The 26,703-nt window shown below is 72.3% G+C and carries 28 protein-coding genes; 13 read left to right on the top strand and 15 right to left on the bottom strand.

The window, feature by feature from the left end:
- Positions 1-52: 52 nt before the first annotated feature.
- The gene (locus GVL05_RS12475) at positions 53-967 is read right to left on the bottom strand and encodes a phosphotransferase (RefSeq protein WP_159573322.1); all 915 of its coding nucleotides are present in this window, start codon (positions 965-967) and stop codon (positions 53-55) included.
- Positions 968-991: 24 nt separating this feature from the next.
- A complete protein-coding gene (locus GVL05_RS12470; protein ID WP_111084859.1) occupies positions 992-1,942 on the bottom strand; it encodes a helix-turn-helix domain-containing protein in 951 nt (316 codons plus the stop codon).
- Positions 1,943-2,196: 254 nt separating this feature from the next.
- Between GVL05_RS12470 and GVL05_RS12465 the strand changes: the two genes are divergently transcribed.
- From GVL05_RS12465 to GVL05_RS12425, 9 genes are all read left to right on the top strand, one after another.
- Positions 2,197-2,418 carry a hypothetical protein gene (locus GVL05_RS12465; RefSeq protein WP_159573321.1) on the top strand — a complete coding sequence of 74 codons (222 nt, stop codon included), beginning with the start codon at positions 2,197-2,199 and terminating at the stop codon, positions 2,416-2,418.
- 81 nt (positions 2,419-2,499) lie between these two features.
- The gene (locus GVL05_RS12460) at positions 2,500-2,661 is read left to right on the top strand and encodes a hypothetical protein (protein ID WP_159573320.1); all 162 of its coding nucleotides are present in this window, start codon (positions 2,500-2,502) and stop codon (positions 2,659-2,661) included.
- Positions 2,662-2,710: 49 nt separating this feature from the next.
- Positions 2,711-3,307 (top strand): TetR/AcrR family transcriptional regulator, encoded by a 597-nt coding sequence (locus GVL05_RS12455; protein WP_123939082.1) that lies wholly within the window; start codon positions 2,711-2,713, stop codon positions 3,305-3,307.
- Between the two features lie 56 nt (positions 3,308-3,363).
- Positions 3,364-5,004: a long-chain fatty acid--CoA ligase gene (locus GVL05_RS12450; RefSeq protein ID WP_159573319.1), complete on the top strand. Its 1,641-nt coding sequence runs from the start codon at positions 3,364-3,366 to the stop codon at positions 5,002-5,004.
- A gap of 12 nt (positions 5,005-5,016) precedes the next feature.
- Positions 5,017-6,036: a glycosyl hydrolase family 18 protein gene (locus GVL05_RS12445; protein ID WP_159573318.1), complete on the top strand. Its 1,020-nt coding sequence runs from the start codon at positions 5,017-5,019 to the stop codon at positions 6,034-6,036.
- Between the two features lie 148 nt (positions 6,037-6,184).
- Positions 6,185-7,036 carry an alpha/beta fold hydrolase gene (locus GVL05_RS12440; protein ID WP_159573336.1) on the top strand — a complete coding sequence of 284 codons (852 nt, stop codon included), beginning with the start codon at positions 6,185-6,187 and terminating at the stop codon, positions 7,034-7,036.
- Positions 7,029-7,637, top strand: coding sequence for a TetR/AcrR family transcriptional regulator (locus tag GVL05_RS12435; protein WP_159573317.1), 609 nt, complete (start codon positions 7,029-7,031; stop codon positions 7,635-7,637). Before GVL05_RS12440 ends, GVL05_RS12435 begins: the two co-directional genes overlap by 8 nt.
- A 38-nt stretch (positions 7,638-7,675) precedes the next feature.
- Entirely contained in the window at positions 7,676-8,611 is a 936-nt protein-coding gene (locus GVL05_RS12430) for a hypothetical protein (protein WP_159573316.1), read from the top strand.
- Positions 8,608-8,907 carry a Dabb family protein gene (locus tag GVL05_RS12425; RefSeq protein WP_123294686.1) on the top strand — a complete coding sequence of 100 codons (300 nt, stop codon included), beginning with the start codon at positions 8,608-8,610 and terminating at the stop codon, positions 8,905-8,907. Before GVL05_RS12430 ends, GVL05_RS12425 begins: the two co-directional genes overlap by 4 nt.
- Positions 8,908-9,094: 187 nt before the next feature.
- Here the strand turns inward: GVL05_RS12425 and GVL05_RS12420 are convergent, their stop codons facing one another.
- The 3 genes from GVL05_RS12420 to GVL05_RS12410 form a co-directional block, all read right to left on the bottom strand.
- A complete protein-coding gene (locus GVL05_RS12420) occupies positions 9,095-9,559 on the bottom strand; it encodes a heme-degrading domain-containing protein (protein ID WP_131922270.1) in 465 nt (154 codons plus the stop codon).
- Between the two features lie 13 nt (positions 9,560-9,572).
- Positions 9,573-10,604 carry a Gfo/Idh/MocA family protein gene (locus GVL05_RS12415; protein ID WP_159573315.1) on the bottom strand — a complete coding sequence of 344 codons (1,032 nt, stop codon included), beginning with the start codon at positions 10,602-10,604 and terminating at the stop codon, positions 9,573-9,575.
- 90 nt (positions 10,605-10,694) lie between these two features.
- Positions 10,695-11,735, bottom strand: coding sequence for a LacI family DNA-binding transcriptional regulator (locus GVL05_RS12410; protein WP_200849222.1), 1,041 nt, complete (start codon positions 11,733-11,735; stop codon positions 10,695-10,697).
- 52 nt (positions 11,736-11,787) lie between these two features.
- On the opposite strand from GVL05_RS12410, the gene GVL05_RS12405 reads away from it, so the two are divergent.
- Positions 11,788-12,174 (top strand): VOC family protein, encoded by a 387-nt coding sequence (locus GVL05_RS12405; RefSeq protein WP_159573314.1) that lies wholly within the window; start codon positions 11,788-11,790, stop codon positions 12,172-12,174.
- Between the two features lie 27 nt (positions 12,175-12,201).
- Here GVL05_RS12405 and GVL05_RS12400 read toward each other — a convergent pair whose 3' ends face one another.
- On the bottom strand, positions 12,202-12,693 hold the full coding sequence (locus GVL05_RS12400) for a MarR family winged helix-turn-helix transcriptional regulator (RefSeq protein ID WP_123340594.1): 492 nt from the start codon (positions 12,691-12,693) through the stop codon (positions 12,202-12,204).
- Between the two features lie 38 nt (positions 12,694-12,731).
- Between GVL05_RS12400 and GVL05_RS12395 the strand changes: the two genes are divergently transcribed.
- Positions 12,732-13,946 carry an FAD-dependent monooxygenase gene (locus tag GVL05_RS12395; RefSeq protein ID WP_159573313.1) on the top strand — a complete coding sequence of 405 codons (1,215 nt, stop codon included), beginning with the start codon at positions 12,732-12,734 and terminating at the stop codon, positions 13,944-13,946.
- Between the two features lie 66 nt (positions 13,947-14,012).
- On the opposite strand, the gene GVL05_RS12390 is transcribed toward GVL05_RS12395, so the two are convergent.
- From GVL05_RS12390 to GVL05_RS12375, 4 genes are all read right to left on the bottom strand, one after another.
- On the bottom strand, positions 14,013-16,439 hold the full coding sequence (locus GVL05_RS12390; protein WP_159573334.1) for a glycoside hydrolase family 3 N-terminal domain-containing protein: 2,427 nt from the start codon (positions 16,437-16,439) through the stop codon (positions 14,013-14,015).
- A 107-nt stretch (positions 16,440-16,546) separates the two neighbouring features.
- The gene (locus GVL05_RS12385; RefSeq protein WP_123313217.1) at positions 16,547-17,428 is read right to left on the bottom strand and encodes a carbohydrate ABC transporter permease; all 882 of its coding nucleotides are present in this window, start codon (positions 17,426-17,428) and stop codon (positions 16,547-16,549) included.
- Complete coding sequence (locus tag GVL05_RS12380) at positions 17,428-18,450, bottom strand: carbohydrate ABC transporter permease (RefSeq protein ID WP_159573312.1); 1,023 nt, start codon at positions 18,448-18,450, stop codon at positions 17,428-17,430. Before GVL05_RS12380 ends, GVL05_RS12385 begins: the two co-directional genes overlap by 1 nt.
- A 2-nt stretch (positions 18,451-18,452) precedes the next feature.
- On the bottom strand, positions 18,453-19,751 hold the full coding sequence (locus GVL05_RS12375) for an ABC transporter substrate-binding protein (protein ID WP_159573311.1): 1,299 nt from the start codon (positions 19,749-19,751) through the stop codon (positions 18,453-18,455).
- A gap of 145 nt (positions 19,752-19,896) precedes the next feature.
- Here GVL05_RS12375 and GVL05_RS12370 point away from each other — a divergent pair, with 145 nt between their 5' ends.
- Entirely contained in the window at positions 19,897-20,928 is a 1,032-nt protein-coding gene (locus GVL05_RS12370; RefSeq protein ID WP_123294674.1) for a LacI family DNA-binding transcriptional regulator, read from the top strand.
- Positions 20,929-20,934: 6 nt separating this feature from the next.
- Here GVL05_RS12370 and GVL05_RS12365 read toward each other — a convergent pair whose 3' ends face one another.
- On the bottom strand, positions 20,935-21,918 hold the full coding sequence (locus GVL05_RS12365; RefSeq protein WP_159573310.1) for an AraC family transcriptional regulator: 984 nt from the start codon (positions 21,916-21,918) through the stop codon (positions 20,935-20,937).
- A gap of 121 nt (positions 21,919-22,039) precedes the next feature.
- On the opposite strand from GVL05_RS12365, the gene GVL05_RS12360 reads away from it, so the two are divergent.
- Positions 22,040-22,486 (top strand): MarR family winged helix-turn-helix transcriptional regulator, encoded by a 447-nt coding sequence (locus tag GVL05_RS12360; protein ID WP_123294672.1) that lies wholly within the window; start codon positions 22,040-22,042, stop codon positions 22,484-22,486.
- A 67-nt stretch (positions 22,487-22,553) separates the two neighbouring features.
- Here GVL05_RS12360 and GVL05_RS12355 read toward each other — a convergent pair whose 3' ends face one another.
- From GVL05_RS12355 to GVL05_RS12340, 4 genes are read right to left on the bottom strand one after another with little or no spacing between them, the layout of a single operon-like run.
- On the bottom strand, positions 22,554-24,401 hold the full coding sequence (locus tag GVL05_RS12355) for a choice-of-anchor G family protein (RefSeq protein WP_159573309.1): 1,848 nt from the start codon (positions 24,399-24,401) through the stop codon (positions 22,554-22,556).
- Positions 24,398-25,120 carry a hypothetical protein gene (locus GVL05_RS12350; RefSeq protein WP_131845229.1) on the bottom strand — a complete coding sequence of 241 codons (723 nt, stop codon included), beginning with the start codon at positions 25,118-25,120 and terminating at the stop codon, positions 24,398-24,400. Before GVL05_RS12350 ends, GVL05_RS12355 begins: the two co-directional genes overlap by 4 nt.
- Positions 25,117-25,668, bottom strand: a complete 552-nt coding sequence (locus tag GVL05_RS12345; protein WP_159573308.1) for a signal peptidase I — start codon at positions 25,666-25,668, stop codon at positions 25,117-25,119. Before GVL05_RS12345 ends, GVL05_RS12350 begins: the two co-directional genes overlap by 4 nt.
- 8 nt (positions 25,669-25,676) lie before the next feature.
- Positions 25,677-26,414, bottom strand: a complete 738-nt coding sequence (locus tag GVL05_RS12340; protein WP_235035962.1) for an acyl-CoA dehydrogenase — start codon at positions 26,412-26,414, stop codon at positions 25,677-25,679.
- Positions 26,415-26,703: the final 289 nt, after the last annotated feature.

Genomic DNA, 26,703 nt, shown 5'->3' with positions numbered 1-26,703 from the left:
CGACGGCCGCGTAGCGTCACCGAGGCCCCGAGCCGCCGCGTTCGCTCGCCGCTCACTCCCCCGAAGCGCGCTCGACGCGCTCGAGACCGACCCGGCACCGGTCGACGTACTCGGCGTACAGGTCCGGCCGTTGCTCCCGCGCCCACCGGGTCACGTCGACGAGGTGCAGCGCGGTGAGCGACGCCAGGATCGCGTGGTCAGCCGGAGTGGCCAGCCCGGCGGCAGCGGTGAACTCGTCGTACTCGGCCAACGAGATCGCCTCGTCGACGAACGCCCACTCGAACACCCGACGAGCGTCGGTCCACGGTGACGGACCGGTCTCGGCAGCGCCCCAGTCGATGAGCACGGGCGCACGACCCGGTCCCCGTGCGATCAGGTTCCGCGGTGCCAGGTCACCGTGTGCGAGTCCGAACGCGAAGTGCTCCGCGGCCAGCCGCTCGAAGTGCCTCCGGAGCGCGCCGGCCGAGTTGTAGGCGCCGTCCAGGCGGAGTGGATCGTCCGCGACGAGCGCTGCGCTGTTGTAGGCCAGGTGCGCCGACCACGCCCGAGCCAGGTCGGTGCCGAAGCGGGTGAACAGCGACGCCGGCGCCGCGCCCAGGTCGATCGAGGCGACGGTGCGGGCGAACGAGCCGAGCCACGTCCAGGGGTGATCGACCGGCCGCGGGTCGGGTTCGACGTACTCGGACACGATGAACGGGACGCCGTCCTGGACGCCGTGGTCGACGGGCCGAGCGACGGCGATGCCCGCTGCGGCAGCCGCTCGCGCGGCCCACGCCTCGACGGGGAACTCGTCCGAGCGCAGGGGGTCGACGGGGAACCGCACGACGACGTCGGCACCGACCGCTCGCCGCACCCGGTAGGTGTGGTTCACGGATCCGCCCAGCAGCCGTTCGGCCTGGGCGTCCGAGCTCCCGACGGCGCGCAGGACCGCGTCCAGTCGGTGGCGGTGGGTGTCGTCGTCGAGCACGCACCCATCATGGCCGTCGGGGTGTCACGCCCGCCGCATCGTGTCCCGGGGGTACTCGCCGTGGCGTTCGAGGTAGGCCGCCGAGAACCGACCAGCGTGGGCGAACCCCCACTGCCGGGCGACGTCGGCGATGCTCGTCCCCGCCGGGTCGGCGTGCACGAGCTCGTCGCGCACCCGGTCGAGACGGACCCCGCGCAGGTAGCCGTTCGGGCTCACCCCGAGCTGCCGCTGGAACGCCTGCTGCAGGGCACGCAGGCTCAGGGAGGCCACCTCGGCCAGGTCGGTGCTCGTGATCGGCAGGTGGGCGTGCTCGTGCACGTACTCGACGGCCCGGCGGATGTGCGCGTTGCGCGGGAGCAGCAGTTCGTCCGGCAGCGTGGCCGAGACGACCGGGTACAGCTCGAGCAGCGCCAGCGCCCCCAGCCGACCCATCTCGGCCTGCAGCAGCGGTGAGACCTGCCGGTCGAGCACCGTGTGCGAGATGAGCTTGACGGTGTTCCGCCACATCGTCACGGCCCGGTCGTCGGGTTGCACGGTGTGGTCGAGCTGCACGCCGCCCGACGCCGCGCCGCGCTCGCCGGCGACCTCCTCGAGCGATGCCCGGTTGATCTGGACGAGACGCTGGTCGTAGTCCTGGTACGTGAACGCGGCGCCGTCCTGCGGCCACAGCTGCGGCCGGCCCACGGCGCTCACGAGGCGGTCGTCACCCTCGCCGATGAAGCCGGTACCCCTGGTGATCCACTGCACGACGAAGTCGTCCGACGGCGTCATGACGCCGTCGAGGTGCCCGTCGAACCGGATCGCGCGCAGCGTCATCGTCGAGTCGCCGACAGCTGAGTACCGGAAGGTGAAGGGCTGCGCGGTCGTCTCGGCGCGCCACTCGGAGGCGTCGTACGCCCCGACCAGGAAGTCGCGTGCTTCGTCGACGTCGGCGGACCGGACGTCGTCCTGCACGCGAGCTCGTTCGTCTGTCATCGGTTCACCGAGAGCAGTGTGACCGAACGGACGCGCGTCGTCCGTGTCGCTGTCCGAGAAGCGCTACCGACGATCGTCGGCGCGTGGACCGGATGCTCGTGGCGACGGGACGATGTCCGGATTTCGACCGCCGGACCGCTCCCGACATCCGCGATCCGTCGAGTCATCGGTCCTGGCGCGCACCGACGACCCCGCTGCTCGTACGGTCGTCTCATCCAGCGGCAACGGGCCGCTCAGGAGAACACGAGGACGACATGACCGCCGTGACCGCAACTCCGGTCCACCCGATCAGCGCACCCAAGCACGCCTTCGAAGCGACGTCGGTGTCCAGCCGGCGCAACCGCCACCGCGGCGGCTTCAGTGAGCTGCGGGACGCCCAGCGACAGCGCACGCTGCAGATCGCCGCGGTGAGCAGCGGCATCGTCTCGGTGAGCGTCCTCGCGTCCGCCGCCGCCGTGCTCGGACTCTCCGCGTGATCCGCGACGGATCGGCGGTCGAGGACGTCCGTACCCAGGCCATCGACATGAGCGCACTCTTCGCAGAACAGGAACGCCACGATGCTTGACCAGAGCACGCTCGAGCAGCTCCGCAGCAACCCGGTCGAGTGGCGCCGACGGGGCTTGACCCCGCCCGCCGACCTCGACGAGATCGTGCAGGCCCGTCTCAGTGCGCACATGGGTCACGCCGACCCGTCCTACGCGGACTTCTTCGCATCCTGAGCTCTCGACCGCCGTCCGAACCGATCGATAGGGTGATCCACACTTCCCCATGACGCTCCTCACACTCACGCCCCCGGCCGTCGAGACGACCGCGCAGCGCACCGCATCCAAGGCCGCCGACGACCTCTTCACGGCACACGGCGTGATCCCGGTGCGCTTCGAGGACGTCGCCGCGCACGCGGGCATGAGCGTGGACGAGCTGACGGCGGCCTACCCGTCCAAGCAGGCGCTCGTGGTGGCGGTCCTGCGACGCTGGCACGGCGCGTGGCGTCGAGCCCTGGACCACATCGCCACCACCTCAGCGGATCCCCGCGACGAGATCCTCGGCATCTTCAACTACCTCGAGGAGTGCTTCGCGGACGAGGGGTGGCGCGGCTGCGCGTTCATCAACGGACACGCCGAGCTCGGACGGCAGGACCCGGAGATCGCCGCGCTCGCAGCCGAGCACTTCCGCGACGTCGAGAGCCACCTCACGTTGCTGTGCACCCGTGCGGACATGCCGGCGCACATCGCCGAGACCCTGTCGCTGCTGGTCGAGGGAGCCCGGGTGGAGTCAGCCGTGCAGGGCTCGGCGAAGCCCGCCCGGAGCGCGCGGCTCGGTGCGGCCATGATCATGTCGGTGTTCGAGGAGCGCACGACGTTCTGACCGGCGGCCGGACGTATGATCCGGGGAACCACTCGTCACCGAAGACGGAGACCGGAATGACGCGCACCGAGCCCACCACCGCCGCTCACCACGGCACCCCCAGACCGACCCGAGCCACCGCCTCGGTCGCCGCGATCCTGGCCGAGTCCGCCGCGCGGTACCCGGACGACGTCGCCGTGATCGTCGGCGACCACCGCACCACCTACGCCGAGCTGTGGTCCGAGACCCTCGCCTACGCCGGAGCGCTCCGGGCCCGCGGGGTCACCGAGGGATCGCGCGTGGCGATGCTCGTGCCGAACGTCGCGGACTTCGCCCGCGTCTACTACGCAACCCTCGCACTCGGCGCCGTCGTCGTCCCCGTCCACGCGCTGCTCAAGCGGCGCGAGATCGAGTACCTGCTGCAGGACAGCGGCGCCATGCTGCTCGTCTGCGCTGCCCCGCTGCTCGCCGAGGGCGCAGCCGGTGCCGAGCTCGCCGGCGTCGACGTCATCACCGTGCTCGCACCGGCCGACCACGACGACCGCGACGACCACGACGGCCACGACGGCCCGGACCGCCTCGAGGCCCTGGCCGCGGCAGCCGAACCCCTCGACACCTACGTCCCCCGCGACCCCTTCGACACCGCGACGATCCTGTACACGAGCGGGACCACCGGCAAGCCGAAGGGCGCAGAGGGCTCGCACTTCGCCCTGCTCGAACAGGTCAACACGAACCTGATGAGCACCTTCGACATGCACCGCGGCGACGTCCTGCTCGGGGCGCTCCCGCTGTTCCACACGTTCGGTCAGACCTGCACGATGAACACCGGGTTCCGCGCGGGCGCCACCATCGTGATGCTCCCGAAGTTCGACGGCGACGCAGCGCTGTCGGCGATGGTCGAGCACGGCTGCGAGATCTTCATGGGGGTGCCGACGATGTACATGGCACTGCTCGACGCCGCGACCCGCAACAACGCCCGCCCGGACCTGCGCTACGCGATCTCGGGCGGGGCGTCGTTGCCGTTGGCCGTCCTCGAGCGGTTCCAGTCCGTGTTCGACGCGCCGATCCACGAGGGCTACGGGCTGACCGAGACGTCGCCCGTGGCCACCTTCAACCACGTCGGCCGCGCACCACGACCGGGGACGATCGGGACGCCGGTGTGGGGTGTCGACGTCGAGATCGCCGACCCGGCCACGCCCGACGCGATCGTGCTGCTGCCGCACGGCGAGATCGGCGAACTCGTCATCCGCGGGCACAACCTGATGAACGGGTACCTGGACCGGCCGGAGGACACCGACGCGGCGATCGTCGACGGCTGGTTCCGCACCGGCGACCTCGGCACGAAGGACGACGACGGGTTCCTGACGATCGTCGACCGCACGAAGGACATGATCATCCGCAACGGCTACAACGTGTACCCGCGGCAGGTCGAAGAGGTGCTGGCGACGCACCCGGACGTCACCATGGCGGCGGTCTTCGGCGTCCCGCACGAGCTGCACGGCCAGGAGATCGAGGCCGCCGTGGTGCTCCGCGCCGGCGCGACCGTCAGCCCGGACGAGCTCGTCCACTTCGTGTCCGACGAGATCGCGGCGTACAAGTTCCCGCGGGTCGTGCACGTGGTCGACGCCCTGCCCCTCGGACCGAGCGGCAAGGTCCTGAAGCGGACGCTGGTCCAGCAGTTCAGCACACCGGTCGACGCGGCGACTGCTCCGGCCTGACACACTCGGAGCGTGATCACCAGGCCGCGTTCCGTCCTCCTCGCCGCTGTCCTGACCGCGGGCCTCGTCCTGACCGGCTGCACCGGCCCCGCGAACGCCGAGTCCGGCACACCCGACTGGTTCGACGTCACGGGCTTCCAGCCCGAGGGGGCGGACCCCGCGCTGATCGACGCCGACGCAGCGGCGATGGACGTCGTCGGCGTCGACGGGCTGCTGCTGAGCCGGACCGGCACGCGCGTCAGCACTCCCTCCCGCGAGGCGAGGACACAACGCAACCGGGCGCACGCCCGCGGGCTCGAGGCGCAGCTGCTCGTCAGCAACTACGCCGACGGCGACTTCAGCGAGCCGATCGCCCGGAGGATGCTCCGGTCCCCCGCCAACCGGTCCCACGTCGTCCGCGCGCTCGCGACCGACGTGCGATCCGGCGGGTGGGACTCGGTCATGATCGACCTCGAGGCGTTGACCGCAGCCGACACGGCGGGGTTGACGGCCTTCGCGCGGGAGCTCCGTGCGGCGGTCGGCGACGACGTCCGGCTCGACATCGCCCTGTCGGCGTCGACGACCGCGGCCGGGTACGCGCGCATGGGGTACGACGTCCGGGCACTCCGCGCTCCGCTGGACCACCTCACACTGATGGCCTACGACCAGCACGGCCCGTGGGAGCCGGACGCACCGGGGCCGGTCGGGTCGTTGCCCTGGGCGTCGAAGGCCGCCAGGGCGCTCGCCACCCTCGCGCCCGCCGACCAGATCGTGCTCGGCGTCGCCGGGTACGGCTACCACTGGAAGGGGCCGCGACCGGCGGGGCAGCTGTCCGACGACCAGGCCCGTCGTCGCGTCCGGAAGGCCGGCATCACCCCGACCTGGAACGCGACAGCGGGCGAGTGGACGGCGACCCTGCCCAGCGACGAGGTGCTCTGGTGGTCCGACGCGCGGTCGCTGCGCGAGCGCGTGGCCCTCGCCGAGCGGCTCGGCCTGACCGGGGTCGCCGTCTGGTCCCTGGACCTGTCGGACGCGCTGGACACGGTGCACTGACGGCGACCGACGAGCGGACGGGAGGCCCGGTGCGGGCCCGCCACGGGCCTCCCGTCCGCCGCCGCACGACGCAACTGCCGTGGCGGGCTTGACAGCGTCGGCTAATGGTCTTAGCTTCTAGCTAACACACTTAGCCATGGAGGCAGTCATGCTCGAACACCTGCGCACCGACGAAGGCACCATCGCGTACGACGTCAGCGGCGACGGACCGCTCGTCGTCCTCGCACACGGCATGGGCGACAGCCGGCACGCCTACCGGTTCCTGGTCCCCGAACTCGTCGCCGCCGGCTACCGGGTGGCGAACGTCGACATCCGCGGGTGTGGCGACTCGAGCACGGGATGGGCGTCGTACCAGCGCGCCGACATCGCTCGCGACCTGATCGCCGTCGTCCGGCACCTCGGCGGCCCCGCGGTCATCGTCGGGCAGTCGATCAGCGGCGGGGCGGCCACCATCGCCGCCGCCGATGCCCCCGACGTCGTCACCGGCATCGTCGAGCTGGCACCGTTCACGCGGAAGCAGTCGTTCGACCTCGGCGGCCTGCTCCGGAACCGCCACCACCGCGCCGGCACGCTCCAGCTCGCCAAGGTGATGACGACCGGGAGCCTGACCGGCTGGCTGGCCTACCTGGACCTCGCCGTGCCGACGAAGCCGACCGACTGGACCGAGGAACTGGGCCGCATCGAGTCGACGCTGCAGCAGCCGGAACGGATGGCGGTGCTGCGCGCGATGACGAAGACCTCGCCCGCCGACGCCGGTGCACGGCTGGCGGACGTGCGGTGCCCCGTCCTGGTGATCGAGGGCAGCGCCGACCCGGACTGGGCCGTCCCGCGTGCCGAGGGCGAGCGGGTCCTGGCCGACCTGCCCGACGGACTCGGCGAGCTGGCCGTCATCGACGGTGCCGGCCACTACCCGCACACCGAGAGCCCGACCGAGGTCCTCGCGCTCGTGCTCCCCTTCCTCGGCCGCACGCTCGCGCCGGTCGGTGGCCACCGTGGCTAGGGCAGGACTCGACCCCGCCGCCGTCACCACCGCCGCGGCGGGGCTGGCCGACGAGATCGGGCTCGCACGGCTGAGCATGAGCGTCGTCGCCGAACGGCTCGGCGTGAAGTCGCCGTCGCTGTACAAGCACGTCGACGGACTCACCGACCTGACCCGCCGGATCGCGATCCTCGCCGCGAACGAACTCGGCGACGACCTGCGCGACGCGATGCAGGGGCTCGCCGGGCGCGATGCCGTCGAGGCGGCCGCGCAGACCGTCCGCCGGTACGTGCAGCGGCACCCCGGTCGGTACGAGGCGACGGTCGGGATCCGTCCCACCGGGCCGGACGACCCGTTGGCCGTCGCCCTGGAGCGCACCCTCGCCTCGTTCGCAGCGGCACTGCGCGGCTACGGGCTCGACCCCGCCGACGAGGTGCACGCGCTCCGCCTGCTGCGCAGTGTGCTGCACGGCTTCGCGACCATCGAGACGTCCGGTGGGTTCCAGATGCGCACCGACGTCGATACGAGCTTCGAGTGGATCATCGCGTTCCTCGACCGGGGGTTCCGCGCGACGACCGCCGCCCCCGGCCATGGTCACGATCCGGACACCATGAACCGGTAGGGTTGTCACGAGCCAACATTCACTGCGGAAGGTGTGCCATGCCCCTCGACGATGAAGCCCCGGGTCGCGTGCTCGCACCGGGCCAGACCTGCCGGATCCGGATCTGGCACCGAGCCGATCGCAGCGTGACCACCGTGCACGAGTCCGCCGAGCGGCTCTACGAAGCGCCGAACTGGACCACCGACGGCCGTCTCGTGCTGAACGGCGACGGGGTCCTCTGGACGATGCCGGCCGACGGCGCCGCAGCTCCGGAGCACGTCGCGATCGAGGGCGTCCCGCCCCTGAACAACGACCACGTTCTCGATCCCGACGGCGTCACCGTGCACGTCAGCGCGAACGACTTCCACATCTGGAGTGCCCCGCTCGCCGGCGGCGCAGCGACCCGGGTCACCGCGGACGACGGCGGTCTGCACTTCCTGCACGGCGTCAGCCCCGACGGCTCCGAGCTCGCCTACGTCCGGCTCGACCCGTCCGGTGACGCCGTCTGGTCCTCGGGCACGATCCGGGTGATGGGCGTCGACGGCAGCTCGGACCGCGCCGTGACGACGGACCCCTCCGCGGCCGACGGCCCGGAGTGGACGCCGGACGGCGCGTGGATCCTGTTCAACACCGAGCAGTTCGAGTCCGCACCGGGGCACGCGCAGATCGCCCGGGTCCGACCGGACGGCACCGGGATCGAGCAGCTCACGGTCGACGAGCACGTCAACTGGTTCCCGCACCCCGCCCCGACCGACGACGCCGCCGTCTACCTGTCGTTCCCGCCCGGCACCGAGGGGCACCCGGCCGACGAGCGCGTGCGGTTGCGCCTCGTCACCGGTGACGGATCCGTCAGCGCCTGGGGACCCGAGGTCTGGCAGGCAGCCGAGACCATCGTCGAGCTCGACGGCGGGCAGGGCACCCTCAACGTCAACGGGTGGGCTCCCGACGGGTCCGCCTTCGCCTTCGTCGACTACCCCACCGGAGACCCCGCATGATCGTCCACACCGTCTGCTTCACGCTCGTCCACGCCGCCGGCTCCCCGCACGAGGCAGCGTTCCTCGAGACCGCCCGCGACACCCTGCCGGCGATCCCCGGCGTGCAGGACTTCACGGTGTCCCGCCAGGTGTCCACACAGAGCGACTTCCGGTTCCAGTTCTCGATGGCGTTCGCCGACCAGGACACCTACTCGGCGTACGACGCACACCCCGCGCACCAGCGCTTCGTCGCCACCCGCTGGGCGGACGAGGTCGCATCGTTCCAGGAGTTCGACTTCGTGCCGCTGCCCGCCTGAGCGGGCGTCCGCTGGGCGCCCCCAGGTTCCGAAATCGTCGCATCTCGGGGCGCCCAGGGGCCGGAAGCGGAACCTCGGGGAACGTGAGCGGCAAGTCGTGGAACCTCACGCCCGCGAACGCGACCGCGGGACGGACAGGAGGCACGGTGCCAGCTGGCACCGGGCCTCCCGTCCGCACCCGGTCGCGTCAGGAACGCGAGGCGAGGAACGCACGCAGGCCAGCGACGACCAGGTCGTGGTCCTCCATCGAGGACAGGCCGGAGGCCGTCGCGGCCGCGACCACACCGGCACCGCGGACCCGGATCGGGAACGACCCTCCCGTCACGGCGTACTCGGCGCCGAGCCACCCGATCGCAGCGGGATCGACCCCGGCTGCGGACAGCCGGGCGTCGACGAGGGCACTCGACTGCTCCATCCGGAGCACGACCGCGGCCTTGCGGTCGATCCAGACGTGCTGGTCCGGGGTGATGCCCGGGGTCGCCGCGCGGAACAGCCCGAGGCCGGGACGCCGGATGTCGATGCCGACGGCGTGGCCGGCCTCGTGGGCGATGCCGCGGATCAGGGAGCCCAGCTCCCAGGCGTCGTCGTGGGTGAAGGCGTCGAGCACGAGGTCGCGCTCCTGCTGTTCGAGGGTGGTGATGAGGTCGGACATCGTCGTCTCCTGCTCAGCCCGCGGCGATCTGCGCACGGGCGGTGTCGATGGTCTCGAGGATCGAGATCGTCTCGTCGAGGGTGTGCAGCGAGGACTCCGTCCGCCCCTCGCCGACGAAGCGTGCCAGGGCGGTGGCTTCCCAGGCCAGGGCAGCGAAGCCCCGCAGTGGTGTCGGGTCCTGCCAGTGCAGGGCGGGCGAACCGTGTGCTGCTGCCGAGATCGTGAAGGTCGTCGGGTTGTAGAACGGTCCGGCGAAGTCGATCGTGCCCTCGGTGCCGGCGATCGACGCGGTGGTGGGCGTGCGGGCGGCGATGGTGGTGTGCAGGACTGCCTGGGCGGCACCGTGTTCGAGGACCAGCGAGCCGGAGGCGTCGACGCCGGACTCGGTCATCCGACCCCGTGCCGTGACGCGGCCCGGGGTCCCGAGCACCATCGACGCGAACTGCACCGCGTAGATGCCGAGGTCGAGCAGCGCTCCCCCGCCGAGCTCCGGACGGAACAGCCGGTGGTCCGGGCCGAACGGGATCGCCTGGCCGTGGTCGGCGAGCACGCTGCGCACCTCGCCGAGCGCACCGTCCGCCAGCAGGGTCCGGAGCACCGAGGCCTGCGGCAGGTACCGGCTCCACATCGCCTCCATGGCGAACACGCCGGCTGCGCGGGCGGCATCGGCGACCGCACGTGCTTCGGCAGCGGTCACCGTGAAGGGCTTCTCGACCAGGACGTGCTTGCCGGCGGCGATCGCGGCGAGGGCGGTCGGCGCGTGGTCGCTCTGCGGCGTCGCGATGTACACGACGTCGACATCGGATCGCGCCAGCAGTGCGTCGACGCTGCCGAGCGCCGTCTCGATCCCCCGCTCCGCGGCGAACCGTTCGGCCCGGTCGAGCGAACGTGAGGCAACCGCGACGACGCGTTGGGCGGTGTGGGCACCGAGGGCGTCGGCGAACTCACCGGCGATCCAGCCGGGACCGACGATGCCCCAACGCAGGGCGGGCTCGCCGGAGTCGGCGGTGAAGACGTCGGGCTCAGGCAGGGCGCTCGGGATCATGGTGGCGAGGTTAGCACGAGCCAAATCGACCTGTGATCGATGAGGAACGACATGGTCGACGTCGTGCGACGACCACGATGTCGTTCCGCGTCAGCGCGCGACGGACCCCGTCGACTCGCGCACCACGAGGCCGGTCGGTGTCGCGACCCGACGTCGCTCCCCACCGTTTCCCGAGGTGCGGTCGAGGACCGCAGCGAGCGCCGCATCGACCGTCGCCTCGACGTCCTGGTGCACCGACGTCAGGCGGTGGTAGCTGAGCGACGCGAGGTAACTGTCGTCGAAGCCGACCACCGACACCCGCCCCGGCACGTCGACCCCGTGCTGCGCGAAGACGGCGAGCAGGCCGGTGGCGCACTGGTCACCGCAACAGACCACGGCGGTGGGCAGGTCGTCGCGGGCGACGAGCATGCGAGCAGCCGCGGCGCCATCCTCTTCGCTGAAGCCGCTGGGGACGACGTCGGTCTCGGCTGCGAGTCCGGCGCCCTGCATCGCGTCGCGGTAGGCGGTCACGCGATCGAGGCCGACGAGTCCGTCCTCGCCACCGACGTACGCGATGCGTTGGTGGCCCAGGTCGACCAGGTGGTCGACCGCCGCGCGGAGCCCACCGACCTCGTCCACGTGCACGTTGTCGGCGTACGGGGCGTCCGTCCACTCGCCGAGGAGCACGACCGGGACGAGGCGGCTCGCCTCCTCGAGCGCGGTCGCGCCGGGGTCGGGGTTGAACACGACGAGGGCCTCGACCCGTTCGCCGAGCAGGTCGGCCACCACCTGGTCCGTGGAGCGCTCGGCACCGGCGGGACCGAGGGCGACGCCGAAGCCCTGCTCGGCGGCACGGGCGAAGAGCCGTTCGACGAACCGGACCTGGAACGGGTTGCGCATGCTGAAGACCGCGCCGATGAGCCGCGTGCGGCCCTCGCGGAGCAGCCGGGCCGAGGTGTGCGGGCGGTAGCCGAGCTCGGCCGCCGCCGCGAGGATCCGGTCGCGGGACTCCGCGCTGGGTCCGGGCGCACCGCGGAGCACGAGCGAGACGAGCTGCCGGGACATCCCGACGTGCTCGGCGACGTCGCGCATCGTCGGCAGGCGGCCGCCGGTGGGGCGCCGCTCCGGCAGGTCGTCGGTCCCCGTCGTCACGTGGCCAGTCTGGCACGTGCGAACGGCTCGACCGGGCGGCTAGGTTCGAGCCGTGCCGAGCCGTCGCCTCATCCACCACCTCGGGGTCTTCGCCAGCGACTTCGCCGCGAGCGAGGCCTTCTACACGGCGGCACTCGCGCCGCTGGGAGTCGAGGCGGGCTACCGCACCGAGTCCATCGCGGAGTACTGGACCACCGGCCGGGACACCCCGAGCGTCTCGCTCGAGACCGCACCCACGACGACGACGGTGACCCGTGGGCTGCACCTGGCGTTCGAGGCGGCGAGCCGCACCGAGGTCGACGCGTTCCACCGAGCGGCCGTCGCAGCCGGCGGGGTCTCGCGCCACGAGCCTCGGTACTGGCCCGAGTACCGCGCGTACACGGCGTTCGTGAGCGACCCCGACGGCAACAACGTCGAGGCGCTCGTCAAGGAGCACTGAGCGCGGCGACGCCGCCCGTCGGTTCCCTCAGCGTGCCTGCAGGCGACCGTTCGCCGACGCGGCGGCGTCGGTCATGCGTCGCAGGAACGCCAGGACGACCCGCGTCTCCTCAGGATCGGTGTCCCGCACCGTGGCGGCGATCTCGGCACCGGAGAACGCGAGGAACCGCCCGCTCTCGGCGCGCGCGGACTCGGTCGGCCGCAGGGTGACCCGCCGTCGGTCGGCGCTCTCGCGGTGCCGGGTGACGTGCCCGGCCCCTTCGAGGCGGTCGAGCAGTACCGACGTGGCGCCCGACGTCATGCCGATCCGCCGGGCCAACTGCGCCGGGGAGAGTGGCTCGCCGGCCTGGTCCGCCCACACGATCTGCCCGAGGGCGTTCGCGTCGGAACCGGGCAAACCGATCCACGACGACAGGTGGCGCTGGAGTTCGTCGAAGGTGACGGCCCAGTCGCGCAGCGCGTGCATGACGGCCACCTCGTCGTCGGACCACACCGTGGTGAGGGGGTCGATGTCGGGCATCCAGGTTCCTTTACTGTGCAGTTGCTTTACTGTAAAGCATGACCTCACAGCACGCGGTGATCTCCGGAGCCAGCATCGCAGGCCTGTCCGCCGCCTGGTGGTTGCGCCACGTCGGGTGGCAGGTGACGGTGATCGAACGTGCGCCGTCCTTCCGCGACGGCGGGCAGAACGTCGACGTCCGCGGGGTCGCTCGCGAGGTGCTCGAGCGCATGGGCCTGGTCGACGCCGTCCGCGCACGCAACACGACCGAGACCGGGACGGTGATCGTCGATCGTGACGGCAAGGTCCGGTCCGAGCTGCCCTCCGACGGCCCGGACGGTGCCACCGCAGAGCTCGAGGTCCTGCGCGGCGACTTCGCCCGGGTGATCCTCGACGACCTGCCCGACGGCGTCAGCATCGTCTACGGCGAGACGATCCAGGACGTCGACGACCAGGCCGGCGGACGCCGGGCGACCGTGACCACCGACGCCGGACGGGTGCTCGACGCCGACCTCGTGGTCATCGCCGAGGGCGTCCGCTCCCGGACCCGCGACCGGCTCTTCGCCGCGGAGGGCGAGGTCGACGAGCGGGACCTCGGGGTGACCATGGTCTTCGGGACGATCCCGCGCACGCCGTCCGACGACGACCGCTGGCGCTGGTACAACGCTGTCGGCGGGCGTCAGGTCCACCTGCGCCCGGACCCGTACGGCACGACGCGGGCGATCCTGGCCTACGCCGGCGGCGACGACCTGGTCGGCCGCTCGCGGTCGGAGGCCCTGGCGACACTGCGGACCCGCTACGCCGACGCCGGCTGGCAGACCGAGCGCGTGCTCGACGGGTTCGACGGCTCGGACGACGTCTACCTGGACGAGCTGACCCAGATCCGGATGCCGCGCTGGCACCGCGGCCGCGTGTGCGTGATCGGCGATGCGGCCTGGTGCGTGACACCGATGGGTGGCGGTGGCGCTTCGCTCGCCCTGACGAGCGGGTACGTGCTGGCGGCATCGGTCACGGCGGACGAGGACCTCGACCGCGCGCTCGACGCCTTCGACACGTGGATGCGCCCCCTGGTCGACAAGATCCAGGGCATCCCGAAGGGCATCGTGCACTTCGCGTACCCGCAGACCCGGCTCGGGCTCGCCGCCCGGGGTGTGGCGGACAAGGTGCTGCTGTCGGCGCTCTTCCGACCACTGGCAGCACGGCTGACCCGGGTCGCCGACAGCGATCGCCCCCTGCCGCCACAGCCCGAGACCCTGCAGCAGGGTTCGCGGTAGCGCTGCCGGGGCGGGCCGTGCGTCCTGATCCGTCCGCACGGCCCGCCCCGTCGGCGCAGCCCCGGTTCAGGCCACCGTCCACTCGACGACCCGCGGGTCGTCCAGCGTCACCTCGTGCACCGGTCCCGTCACGTCGACCGTGGCGCGCTCCGTCGCGGAGCCGGGGACGGGGTGTCGGACCGGCCCGTCGCCGGACGCGACGATCCCGCCTGCCGGCACCGGGCATCCCGGTCGTGACGCCGCCGCGTGGGACGCGACCCAGACCTGCACGGCACCGGGTTCGACGACCCGGCGCATGCGACGGTCGGTGAACGCGAACCGCTGGACGGGGACGCGGAAGCGGACCCGGGTGGACTCCCCCGCGGCGAGCGCGACGCGCGCGTAGCCGAGCAGCTGGACCTCGGGTCGGGTGACGCTGCCGTGCACGTCGTGGCCGTAGAGCTGGACGACGTCCTCGCCCGCGTGTGCGCCCGTGTTGCGGACGGTCACGGATGCCTCGAACACGGCGTCGGAGCGGACGGATGCGTCGACGACCAGGTCGTCGTACGTGAACGTCGTGTAGCCGAGGCCGAAGCCGAACGGGCGGACCGGCGTCGAGTCGGCGGCGGTGACGTCCGAGGGCCCCCCGAGCCGCGGGTGCAGGTACGTGTACGGCTGGGCGCCGGCGGCACGGGGCAGCGAGACGGGCAGGCGACCGGACGGCGATGCGGCGCCGGTGAGCAGGTCGGCGATGGCGGTGCCGCCCTCCTCGCCGGGGAAGAAGGCCTGCACGACGGCGGCCGGACGTCCCGCGCCGGCCGGGCCGGCGGCGACGACGCCGTCGCCGCCGCCGTCGAGCGCCCACCCGATGGCGTACGGCCGCCCTGTGAGCAGCACCATCACGGTCGGCGTGCCGGTGGCGACGACCGCCTCGACGAGCGAGCGTTGCACGCCCGGCAGGTCGAGCGACTCGGTGTCGTTCCCCTCGCCGACGGTGCCGCGGCCGAACAGGCCGGCCTGGTCGCCGACGACGACGACCGCGACGTCGGAGGCAGCGGCCACGGCGACGGCGTCCGCGAACCCGGCACGGTCGGACCCGGTGACGGCGCAGCCCGCGGCGAAGCGCACGGCGTCGTCGCCGAGGGCGTCGACCAGCGCCTCGCGCACGGTCGGGATGGCGAAGCCGAGCGGCAGGTCGGGGTGCGACGCGAGCACGTGGTTGGCGAACGAGTAGCAGCCCTGCAGAGCCTCGGCGCGGTCGGCGTTGGGGCCGATGACGGCGACGGACGCCCCGGGCCGCAACGGCAGGACGGGCGCGGCGGCCGGCGCCCCAGCGCCAGCGCCAGCGCCAGCGCCAGCGCCAGCGCCAGCGCCAGCGCCAGCGACCACATCGTCGTTCGACAGCAGCACCAGCGACCGCGACGCCAACTGCTTCGCCAACGAGCGGTGCAGCGGGGTGTCCAGGTCGATCCCGGTCGGCGGTTCGTCCTCGAACGCCTGCGGGTCGAGCAGCCCCAGTCGCTCCTTCTGCCGCAGCACCCGAAGGACGGCGCGGTCGACCAGGGCCTCGTCGAGCAGACCGGCCCGCACCCGCTCGACGAGCGGCGCGAGGTACGCGTCCCCGGTGGGCAGCTCGACGTCGATGCCCGCCTCGAGCGCGAGCGCCGCTGCTTCACCACGATCGGCGGCGATGCCGTGCATGACCTCGAGGAACGCGACCGAGAAGTAGTCCGCCACGACGGTGCCGTCGAAGCCGAGCTCGTCACGCAACAGGCCGGTCAGCAGTTCGCCGTTCGCCGCGACGGGCACGCCGTCGATCTCGGCGTACGAGTTCATGACGCTCCGTGCGCCCCCGTCGCGCAGCGCCATCACGAACGGCGGCAGGTACACGTCGGCGACCTCGCGCGGTCCGGCGTGCACGGGCGCGTGGTTCCGCCCCGCCTGCGAGGCCGAGTACCCGAGGAAGTGCTTGAGGGTCGCGTCGACGCCGGCCGACTGCAGACCGCGCACGTAGGCGGTCCCCACGGTGCCGACCAGGTACGGGTCCTCGCCGATGCACTCGTCGACCCGCCCCCACCGCGGGTCGCGCACCACGTCGAGCACCGGGGCGAGCCCCTGGTGCACGCCGAGCTGCCGCATCGACGCGCCGATGGCGGCGCCGACCTGCTCGACCAGGTCGGGGTCGAAGGCCGCACCCCACGCCAGCGGGGTGGGGAACGTCGCGGCCTTCCACGCGGCGAGCCCGGTCAGGCACTCCTCGTGCACGAGCGCGGGGATCCCGAGCCGGGTCTCGCGCTTGAGTCGCCGCTGTTCCGCCCACAGCCAGGCCGCGCGGTCGTCGGGTTCGACCGGTCGCGTGCCGTAGACGCGGGTGAACTGGCCGATGCCGTCGCGGGTGATGTCCGCCAGGGTGCGGCCGTCGGCGGCCGCCATCTCACCCTGCATGGGCGCGACGACGCCGGTCTGGTCGAGCCAGTAGCCGACGAGCTGCGCGGCCTTCTCGTCGAGCGTCATGGCGGCGAGCAGGGCGGTGGCGCGGTCGGGTCCGGTCGCGTCGGGTGCGTCGTGGTCGTCCTGGAGGCGCGGCTGGCGTCCGGTGTCCCGGGTCGCGTCCGTCGTCGTCACCCCTTCACCGCCCCGGTCAGGCCGCCGACGATGCGGCGCTGGAAGATGGTGAAGAACACCAGTGCCGGGATCATCGACATCGACGTGAACGCCAGCACCTTGGCCGTGTCGACCGAGTACTGCGACGAGAACGCCTGCACGCCGAGCGGCAGTGTGTAGCTGCCCTCGTTGTTCAGGATGAACAGCGGCAGGATGTAGCTGTTCCAGCTCGCGATGAACGCCAGGATGCCGACCGTGACGACGCCCGGCAGCGACAGCGGCACGACCATGCGGAAGAAGAACCCGAGGCGGCTGGCGCCGTCGATCGACGCTGCCTCTTCGAGCTCGTCCGGGATCGCCCGCAGGAACGGCACCAGGATGATGACCGTGGTCGGCAGGGCGAAGGCGATCTGCGGCAGGATCACGCCGGCCAGGCTGTTCGTCAGCCCGAGGTCCTTCACGAGCAGGTACAGCGGCGTGATGGCGACGGTGATCGGGAACATCAGACCGGCGGCGAACAGGGCGTACAGCGCACCGCGGCCGGCGAACCGGTAGCGGGCGAGCACGAAGCTCACCATCAGTCCGAGCACGACGACGCCCGCGGTGGTGGTCACGGCGCTGATCGTCGAGTTCGCGAGCTGCTGCCAGAAGATGCCGCTGGACAGCACGGATCCGTAGTTGCCGAGTTCGAACGGCGCTGGCAGCCCGGCCGGGCTCGTGGTGATCTGCGAGTTCGTCCGGAAGCCGCCCAGCACGATGTACAGCACCGGGGCGAGGTTCGCGGCGACGAACAGGATCGCCACCAGGTAGGTGAGCGGGTTCGCGCGACCGATGGCCGCGCTGGACCGCCGCTCCCGCGTGGCCCGCCGCCCGGGGGCGACGATGCTCGTGGTGGCCATCAGTTCTTCCTCTCGGTGAGTGCACCCGCGGTGTCGCGGCGGAGCACGAAGCGCTGGTAGATCAGAGCGACGGCGAGCGAGATCACGAACATGACCACAGCGACGGCGCTGCCGAAACCGAAGTTGCCGGACGTCCGACCGTTGGCGACCATGTACGTCGCCATCGTCGAGGTGCCGGCGGTCGACGAGATGTACTGCCCCCAGATGATGTAGACGAGGTCGAACAGCTGCAGTGAGCCGATGATCGACAGGAACGCCCAGATCCGGATGGTGGGGCCGAGCAGCGGCAGGGTGATCCGCCGCTGGATCTGCCAGTAACCGGCGCCGTCGATGGCCGCGGCCTCGAACAGCTCCTCGGGGATGCTCTGCAGGCCGGCCAGGAACAGGATCACCGCGAAGCCGATGTACTTCCACGAGATGATCACGAGCAGGGTCCAGATGGCGATGTCCGGGTTGGACAGCCAGTCGGCCCGCAGCCCGCCGAGCCCCATGCCCTGGAGCAGGTCGTTCACCGCGCCGTTCGACTGGAGCATCAGGCTCCAGCCGGTGCCGACGATCACCTCGGAGATGACGTACGGCACGAACACGAGCACGCGGACGAGCCCGCGGCCGTGCATCTTCTGGTTGAGCAGGAGCGCGAGCACGATGGCGATCGGCCCCTGCAGCACGAGGGACAGCACGACGATGAAGCCGTTGTGCATCAGGACCGCGTGGAACGCCTTGTCCTGGAAGATGATCAGGTAGTTCTGCAGCCCCACGAAGTCGGTGGGCGGGCCGTAGCCCTGCCACTTGAAGAACCCGTAGTAGGCGGCGAGCACCACGGGCAGGATCACGAAGGTGACGAAGACGATGACCGCGGGGCCGGCGAGCACCGCGATCTCGACGCGCTTCCGCCAGTCCGCGATGCGGCGCCTGGACCGCCGTCCGGCGGGGAGCGGCGTACCGCTCCCCGCCGGGGACGTCCCCGCGGCCGTGTCCGACCCGGTGGCCGGGGTCGTGCCGAGCGAGGTGTCGAGGGTCATCGTCAGCCCTTGGCCGCAGCCTGGTTGGTGGTGTCCACGATGTCCTTCGCGCTGCCCTTGCCGGCGAGCAGGTCGACGACGCTGGTGTTCAGCGCGTTGCCGACGTTCTGGCCGTACAGGGTGTCCAGGTACTGCGAGACGAACGGCGCGTCCTGGTAGGCGGCGAGCGCCGACTTCAGGTAGTCCGCGTCGACGACCGACTGGGCCTCCTGGTTGACCGGGATGGCCTGGAACGCCGTGTAGTAGGCCTCCTGGTTGTCCTTCTGCACGATGAAGTTGAGGAAGTCCGTGCAGGCCTTCTTCGGGGCCTTCGCCGAGCAGGAGTTGCCGTCGACGCCGCCCATCATCGACTTCGGGTCACCCTTGCCACCGTCGATGGTCGGGAACGGGAACCAGCCGAGGTCGGCCAGCGGCTTGCCGTCCGGGGTGAGCGAGCTGATCACGCCCGGGTCCCACGCTCCCATGAGCTCCATGGCGGCCTTGTGGTTGGCCAGCAGACCGGCGGAGCTGCCGGCACCCTGCTGGGCAGCGGTCGTCAGGAAGCCGTCGTTGAACGGCTTCGTCGCGGTGAAGTCCTCGAGCTGCTCGCCGGCCTTCGTCCAGCAGGCGTTGTCGAACTTCAGCGACTTCGCCGCGCCCTCGAGCGTCTTCTGGCTGCACTCGCGCAGCGCGAAGTTGTAGTACCAGTGGGCGGCGGGCCAGGCGTCCTTCGCACCGACGGCGACGGGGTCGATGTCGGCGGCCTTGAGCTTCGCGATGTCGTCGTTCAGCTCGTCCATCGTGGTCGGGGTGCCGTCGATGCCGGCCTTCTGGAACAGGTCCTTCGAGTACCAGATGCCCTCCGGGAGCACGGCACCGGGCATGGCGTAGGTCTTGCCGTCCTTCTCGTAGCCGGCGAAGGTGCCGGCGCTGATGGACTTCTTCGCGTCGGCGCTGATGGAGCCGGAGATGTCCATGAGCTGCCCGGCGGCGATCATCGCGTCCATCTTGCCGCCGCCGCGCTGCAGGAAGACGTCCGGCCCGTCGCCCGAGTTGAGCGCGGTCTGCAGCTTGCCGTCCAGGTCCTCGTTCTGGATCGCCTGGGTCTTGATGGTGACGTTCGGGTACTTCGCCTCGAACGCCTTGACCGTCGAGGCCCAGTAGGCCTTGCCCGGTCCGGTGGTGGAATTGTGCCAGAAGGTCATCGTGACCTTCCCGTTGCCGTCGTCGGCCGCGTTGCCGCCTGCCGAGCAGCCCGTGGCCACCAGTGCTGTCGCCCCGATCAGCGCGATGGCTGCCGCGGCACGGATCTTCCTCGTCATCGTGGAACTCCTCGTGTCGTCGTTGACATGCAGCGACATCCACTGCCGCTGCGGAGAGCGTGCCAGGTGCTCCTGCCGCTTGTCAATCGATATCGATAACGTTTTCTACGCCGTTTCGACGCTCCATCAGCGGTACGGTGAGCACATGGACTCGGCACTCGGCGCGCGTCCCGGTGCCGGCCGGGTGACGATCGGCGACGTCGCACGGGTCGCGGGGGTCTCGATCCCCACCGTGTCGAAGGTCATCAACCAGCGCGACGGCGTCGCCGCGGCCACGATGATCCGCGTGCAGCAGGTCGTCGCCGACCTCGGCTACGAGACGTCCTTGGTCGCCCGCAGCCTGCGGAGCTCCCGCACCGGGGTCGTCGGGATCCTGGTGCCCGAGTTCGAGCCGTTCTCGACCGAGCTCCTGCGCGGCATCTCGAGTGCGACGACCGGCACCGGCTACGAGCTGCTCGCCTACGCCGGCCTGATGACCGGCGCCGACCGTCCGGGCTGGGAACGCCGGTCGCTGTCACGCCTGTCCGGCACCCTCATCGACGGCGCCATCGTCGTCACCCCGACCACGGCCCTGTCGAGCTCGTCGATCCCGGTCGTCGCGATCGACCCGCACACCGGTCCCGAGGGCCACGCGACGGTCGACGCCGACAACGAGGGCGGGGCGGTCCAGGCCGTCGAGCACCTGCTCGCGCTCGGGCACACCCGGATCGCGCACCTGCGGGGCCGCGTCGACCTGGCGTCCGCCCAGCTGCGCGAGGCCGGGTACCGCTCCGCACTGACCGCCGCCGGACTCCCGATCGACGAGCGGCTCGTCCGCGACGGCGACTACCAAGAGGAGCAGTCCGCGGCTGTCGCGCGCGACCTGCTCACGATGGACGAGCGACCGACCGCGGTGTTCGCCGCGAACGACTCGTCGGCCGTCGGTGTGCTGCGAGCCGCGGCGGAGCTCGGCCTGCGGGTGCCGGAGGACCTGTCCGTCGTCGGGTTCGACGACGTCCCCCAGGCGTCGATCACCACCCCGCCGCTCACCACCGTTTCGCAACCGCTGGCCGAACTCGGGTCCCGTGCGGTCGAGATGCTGCTGACGATGCTCCGTGGTGAAGCCGCGTCGGACCACGTCCGTCTGTCGACCACGCTGCGGGTGCGTTCCAGCACCGGCCCCGCGCCGCGGGCCTGACCCCGGCTAGCGGCGCAGGGTCTGCTTCGGGTACTCGCCGAACCGCGCCGCGTACGACGCCGAGAACCGGCCGAGGTGCGCGAACCCCCAGCGTCGGGCGACGTCGCCGATCGCTCCGACCTGCGGGTCGAGTACGAGGAGTTCGCTGCGCACGCGGTCCAGACGGACGTCCCGCAGGTAGGTGAGCGGCGACACGTCGAACACCCGACGGAACGACTCCTGCACCGACCGCACGCTCAGGCCGGCCACCGCGGCGAGGTCGGCGATGGTCACGGTCTCGGACGCGTGCGCGTGGACGTACTCGACGGCGGCGCGCAGCCGGGCGTTCCGCGGCAGGGCCAGTTCGGCCGGCAGGTCGTCGAGCTGCGGCGGGAAGGTCTCGAGGAAGGCGGCGATCGCGAGCGACTTCGCCGCGACCCAGGTGTCGGAGTCCGGACCGCCGACACGGAGCGCGCGGGACAGCGCGGCGAGGGCACCCTGCCACCGGCCGTACATCGCGTTGTCCGGTTCGCGCGTGTGGTCGAAGCGCAGCGGGCGGTCGCCCAGGTCGAGCTGTTCGCCGGCGACCCGGTGCACGAGCTCCCGGTCGAGGTGCACCAGACGCTGGTCGTGGTCCTCGGCCGCGAAGACGAACGCGGTGTCGCAGGGCAGCAGCGTCGGCACGTTCCGGTGCAGGTCCACCCGCTGCCCGCCGACGTCGAGGTGGGCGCTGCCGCTCGTCATCCACGCGACGATGTAGTCGGTGCTGATCGGCATCGCACCGCGCAGGACGCCGCGCATCTGGGACCGACGGATGCTGATCTCGGTGTCGCCGACCGCGGTGTAGCGGTAGAGGAACTCGCTGCCGGCCTGCTGGGCGGACCACTGCTCGGCGCCGTGCACCATGGCCAGGTCACGCGCCGCCGACTCCGGATCGATGCCGGACACCTCGAAGCGCACCGACTCGCTCGCGCGTCCGCCGGCACGTGGGGCATCGTACGTGTCAGTCACGGTGCATCGCCCCCGTGCCGGACACCCGAACCTGACCGTGCAACTCGTTATGTGGATACGCTGACCCGGTGAGCACGGCGTACGGTGGCGCGGACCCGATCGGTTCGAAGGGGGCGCGCTCGTGAGCGATCTCGACCTCGTGGCGGCGCTGACCCGACTCGAAGCAGCAGTGTCCGCGCTGCGGGCGCGGTTGCGCGACCAGCTCGACGTCTCGGGCAGCGACCTGACCGTGCTGCAGTTCGTGTCCCGCGCCGAAGCGGCCGACCGGACCGTCCGCGTGAAGGACCTCGCGAAGCACCTCGGCCTGACCGGACCGGCGGTGACCGGCATGGTGGACCGACTCGAGCAGAGCGGACACCTCAGCCGTGTGCCGAACCCGGCCGACGGGCGGAGTCGGCACATCGAGCTGACCGAGACCGCCAGGCGTGACTACTCGATCGCCATGGACGGCACGAACAAGCACCTGCACGAGCTGTTGGCCTCCTTCTCGGAACGGGACAGGGTCCGGTTCGTCCGGATCGTCGACCGCATCATCGCGGCCGTCGACCTCGGCGCCCCGAGCCCCTGACGGCAGGGTACGGGCGGTCAGCATGCGGCTCCGGTGATTGTCCACCATGCGCAGCTAGGTAACGATGCTACCTATCTCGGGGGCGGGCGGTTCCGACGAGCGACACCGAGTTCGGCCCCACCACGGCGCTGGCCAGGTCGACGCGGGCCAGTCCCCCGGGCACCAGGGCGTCCGCGATCGACAGGCGGAGTGCGGTCTGCGTGTACTGCCCGGTCGTCGCACGGTCGGCCGGGGTCGGGGCGGCCGCGAGGTCCTGTTGCACGTTCACCCGGAGCGAGAGCACCCCGGGCAGCCGCGCGAGGACCGTCCCGAGCGCACGGACGACCGGGCCGCCGATCGTCGTCGTCAGCGTTGTGCCGAGCGTCCCGACGAGCGCGAACAACCGGGTCGTGAGCGTCCCCACCACCGCCTGGGTCAACGGGTTCACGAGCGACGTGGCGAGGCCGGTCACGACGCCGAGCAGGCCGCCCAGGTCGAGTCCGAGCAGCGCGACCCCGACCGACAGCTTCGTCTGCCCCGCCATGAGCGCCGCGACCCCGGTGTCGACGCCGATCGACAGCGTGGCGATCTTCACGCGGATGCCGAGCACCAGGGGTGCGCTGAGGTCGGCGGCGAGCGCGATCCGGACGTGCAGGGACCCGAGCGCGGTCGTCAGGGCGGTCGTGATCTTCCCCGCCCAGGCGTCCACCACCTGCCCGAGCCGGTCGGCCAGCGCACCGAGGGTGACGGCGTCGAGCACCACCTCGTGGTTCGGCGGCAGGTCGTTGAGCCCGTGCTCGTCGTCGCCGAGCAGGTGCGCGAGGTCGACCCGGACGGATCCGGCCGACAGGTCGAGCGACAGCGTGCCGCCGGCGTCCTGCACGGGTTCGGCGAGCAGCGGCGCGACCGCGCCTGCCAGGTCCGGCCCGGTGATCTCGACCGTGCCCCCGATGGTGCCGAGCCCGAGGCTGCCGGTGAGCCCGCCGAGCACCCCGAGCACGCCCTGGTTGATCGTCCGTGCGAGCACCCCGTCCTGCCCGCCGAGCGCGTCGACCGCGGCGTCGAGCTGGACCACGGTGTCGTTCACCGCCGTGACGAGCGCGCCGACGAGCGGGCTGTCCACACGGAGGTCGAGGCTCGCGATCCCGTAGTCGCGCTCGAGCCCGGCGGGCCCGCTGTCGGCAGCGACCTGCTGCACTGCGGCCCGCAGGTTCGTCGCGAGCGTGCGCTGGACGACCCCGCCCCACACGTCGTCGCTGATCGCCTCGCACCCGGCGAGCTGCGCACTCGCACCGACGGCTCCGACGTCGAGCCCCACGTCGGTGACGTCCGCGATGCCCGGCAGTGCGCGGCCGAGCGTGATCGACGCCGGGTCGGGCAGGTCGCCGGACGGGGTCGTCGGTGTGACGAGCACGCCACCGGAGTCTGCGACGAGCCCTGATGCCGCCACCGCGTCACCGGTGCCCGACGCCGTCGCGACCTGGTTCACCGCGCCCGCCGAACCGGCCGGCAGTCCGAGGCCGAGACCGGTGAGGTCGATGCCCGCCACGTCGCCGAGCAGCCCGACGTCGAGCGGGTTGCCGAACGCCTGCGTGAACGGGCGGCCGCCGGTGCCGAGCTCGGGCGCCGTGGCCGGCTCGACCGATGCCGGCGCAGCTCCGGTCTTCGCGACGTCGACGCCGCGCACGGTGGCGACGTCGTCGAGGTCGATGCCGGCGATGCTCCCGCCCAGGAACCGGCTCGAGGCCGTCGACGTGTAGTCCGCGTCGGTGCCGCAGTCGAACGACGACGTCCCCACGGCCCCGTGCGCCCACTCGCGGTCCGACCACGACGCGGTGCTCGGGACGGCGGTGGGCGTGACCAGGGCTGCTGCGACGACGATGCCGGTGACGACCGCGATCCGGCCACGGCGCAGGTGCAGCGGACGCCGGCTCACGACCGGCTCCTGGGGCGTCGGAGCCGGAGGGCGACGCCGGCGAGCACGGCCGCGACCGCGACGAGCACCGGCCCCGCGAACCCGCCACCCGTCATCGCGAGGACGACCGGACCGACGTCGTCGCCGCTGCCGTCGCCGTCGCCGTGCGTCGGGCGTCCGGGCACGACGGGGTCCCCGCCGCGGGCGGTCACGCCGACGCCGACCTCGGCGGTCCGGGGCACCGTGGTCGCGGCGTCACCGAGGGACAACCGGACGAGCAGGTACGCCGAGCCGTCGCCGTCCGGGTCGGGCACACGGACCGACGGCGCGGTGGTCGCCCAGTCGACGAGGGGGACGGCGTCGACGAGGGCGGCGGTCTGTCCGCCGCACGTGGGGGCTCCCGACGGGTCCTCCCACGGCTGGTCGCACGTCGCGACCGTCACGAGCACGCCGTCGGTCCCGCCCGGCAGGCCGCCCCGCCCCGTGAGCTGCAGGTCGAGGGTGACCGGGCCGGGCTCGTCGACGCTCGTCCGCACCTGCCACGTGACGTCCGCGTCGTTCCCCGCCCCGGGCAGCACGAGGGGCTCCGGACCGGTGTGCAGCACCAACCGGCCCGGCGTGCCGGTCTCGGCCACGGGCCTCCAGTCCGTCGCGGCGACCGCCACCGCCGTCGTGCAGATCCCGGTCGCACCGACGAGCACCGCGGCGACCGCCGCGGAGGTGGCGAGGACGCGGGTCACGAGTCCTCCCGTCGGGCCGGCCAGAACGCCCACGCGACGAGCACGCCGACGAGCGCGACCGCCAGCCCACGGGCCGGGGCACTCGTGACCACGACGAGCACCGAGCCCAGGCCGGGGGCGTCCGCGAGCACGAGTCCGGCGTGCCGGACGACGTACGGGTCGCGGTCGTCGGAGGCGTTGTCGTCGCCCCGCAGGGTGAGCGACCGCGCCGCGGAGTCCCCCGGGACCCGGTCCACCGCGACCACCCGGTGGGTGACGGGCAGGGCCGACCCCGCACGTGGGACCGTGACGACGTCCCCGTCGGTGATCTCGGCCGCGGGCACGCGGTGCGTGATGGCGAGCCCGCCCGCGGGGATCGTCGGGGCCATCGACCCGGTGGTGACGACGACGAACGACAGCCCGGTGAACGCCACGGCGGCCCAGGCGAGCAGGCACGTGAGCCCGACCGCGCCGGCGACCGTCAGGACGACGGTGCGGATGCGGTCGGCAGGACGACGGGGCGGCGCCGCGCCCTCGTCGGAGGACGTCGGCGCGGTGGAGCCGCGCACGGCCGCGCTCAGTCGGACTCGGCGGCGAACTGCCACGCGGGCGCGGCCGTCCGCCCCTGGAGCGCGTCGACCGACGTGCCGGCGGGCAGGGTCGGCGACGCGGGCAGCGAGACCTCGAAGCAGTACACCTGCGTCGACCCGCTGGCCGCGGCGAGGGGCCGCGCGATCGTCGCGGCAGCCGTGCCGAGCGGCCCGGACGCGACGCTCGTCCACGGCACGTCGAACGCGGTGGCGTCGCACACTGCGGTGGTGTCCGTGATCGCGGCGACCCGGACCTGCAGGGCGTTCCACAGCAGGTCGTCGGCGTCGGAGACCGTGACACCGGACGCCGGGACCGCTGCCCGGAGCACCAGGTCGCCGGCGATCGAGTCGGCGGTGGTGCGGAGCGCGACGGGGGCGTAGGTCGCGCTGCCCGGCGACAGGGCGAGCGCGTCGACGGTGAACCGGAGCGCCTGGCCCGGGTTCGTCTCGTCCGAGGTGAAGCCCGCCGCGGCGAACGGCGCCGTGACGTTCTGCTCGACCTCGAACCCGGAGGTGCCGACGCCCGGCCCACCCGAGCCGTTGCCGCCGAACACCCACTCGGTGTCCGTCCACGACGCGAGCGTGTAGCCCGCGCCGCCGATGACGAGGACCCCGCCGGCAGCGAGCGCGAACACCCGGTTGCGACGCCGGGAGCGGCGGGCGGTGTCGTCCGCGGCGCGACGGCCACGGTTCCGGGCGCGCGGGGGCGCAGTGCTGTCAGCCATGACGTGTCTCCTGATCCGTGACGCCGATCGGTGGCGGCGACGGCCGGGGTGGTTGGTCCTGGCCGTCGCCGTCGACGTCTGCTCCGATCCTGGCGGACTATCCCTCAGGAATCAATGGACGCGTCACCCCTTGACGGCACCGGAGGTGAGCCCCGACACGATCGAGCGGCGGAACACGAGCACCAGGATCACGATCACCCGGGGGGTGGGCGGGCGCACTGCCGAGTCTCGGGGTGGGCGACAGTCCTTGGGGCTGACGGCGCGAGGCGAGTCGCTGTGCGCGAGTCTC

The sequence above is a fragment of the Curtobacterium sp. 18060 genome, from assembly GCF_902706105.1.
Lineage (GTDB): Bacteria > Actinomycetota > Actinomycetes > Actinomycetales > Microbacteriaceae > Curtobacterium.
Note: the sequence above shows the minus strand (reverse complement) of the source record. Positions and strands in the feature narration are given on the sequence as shown.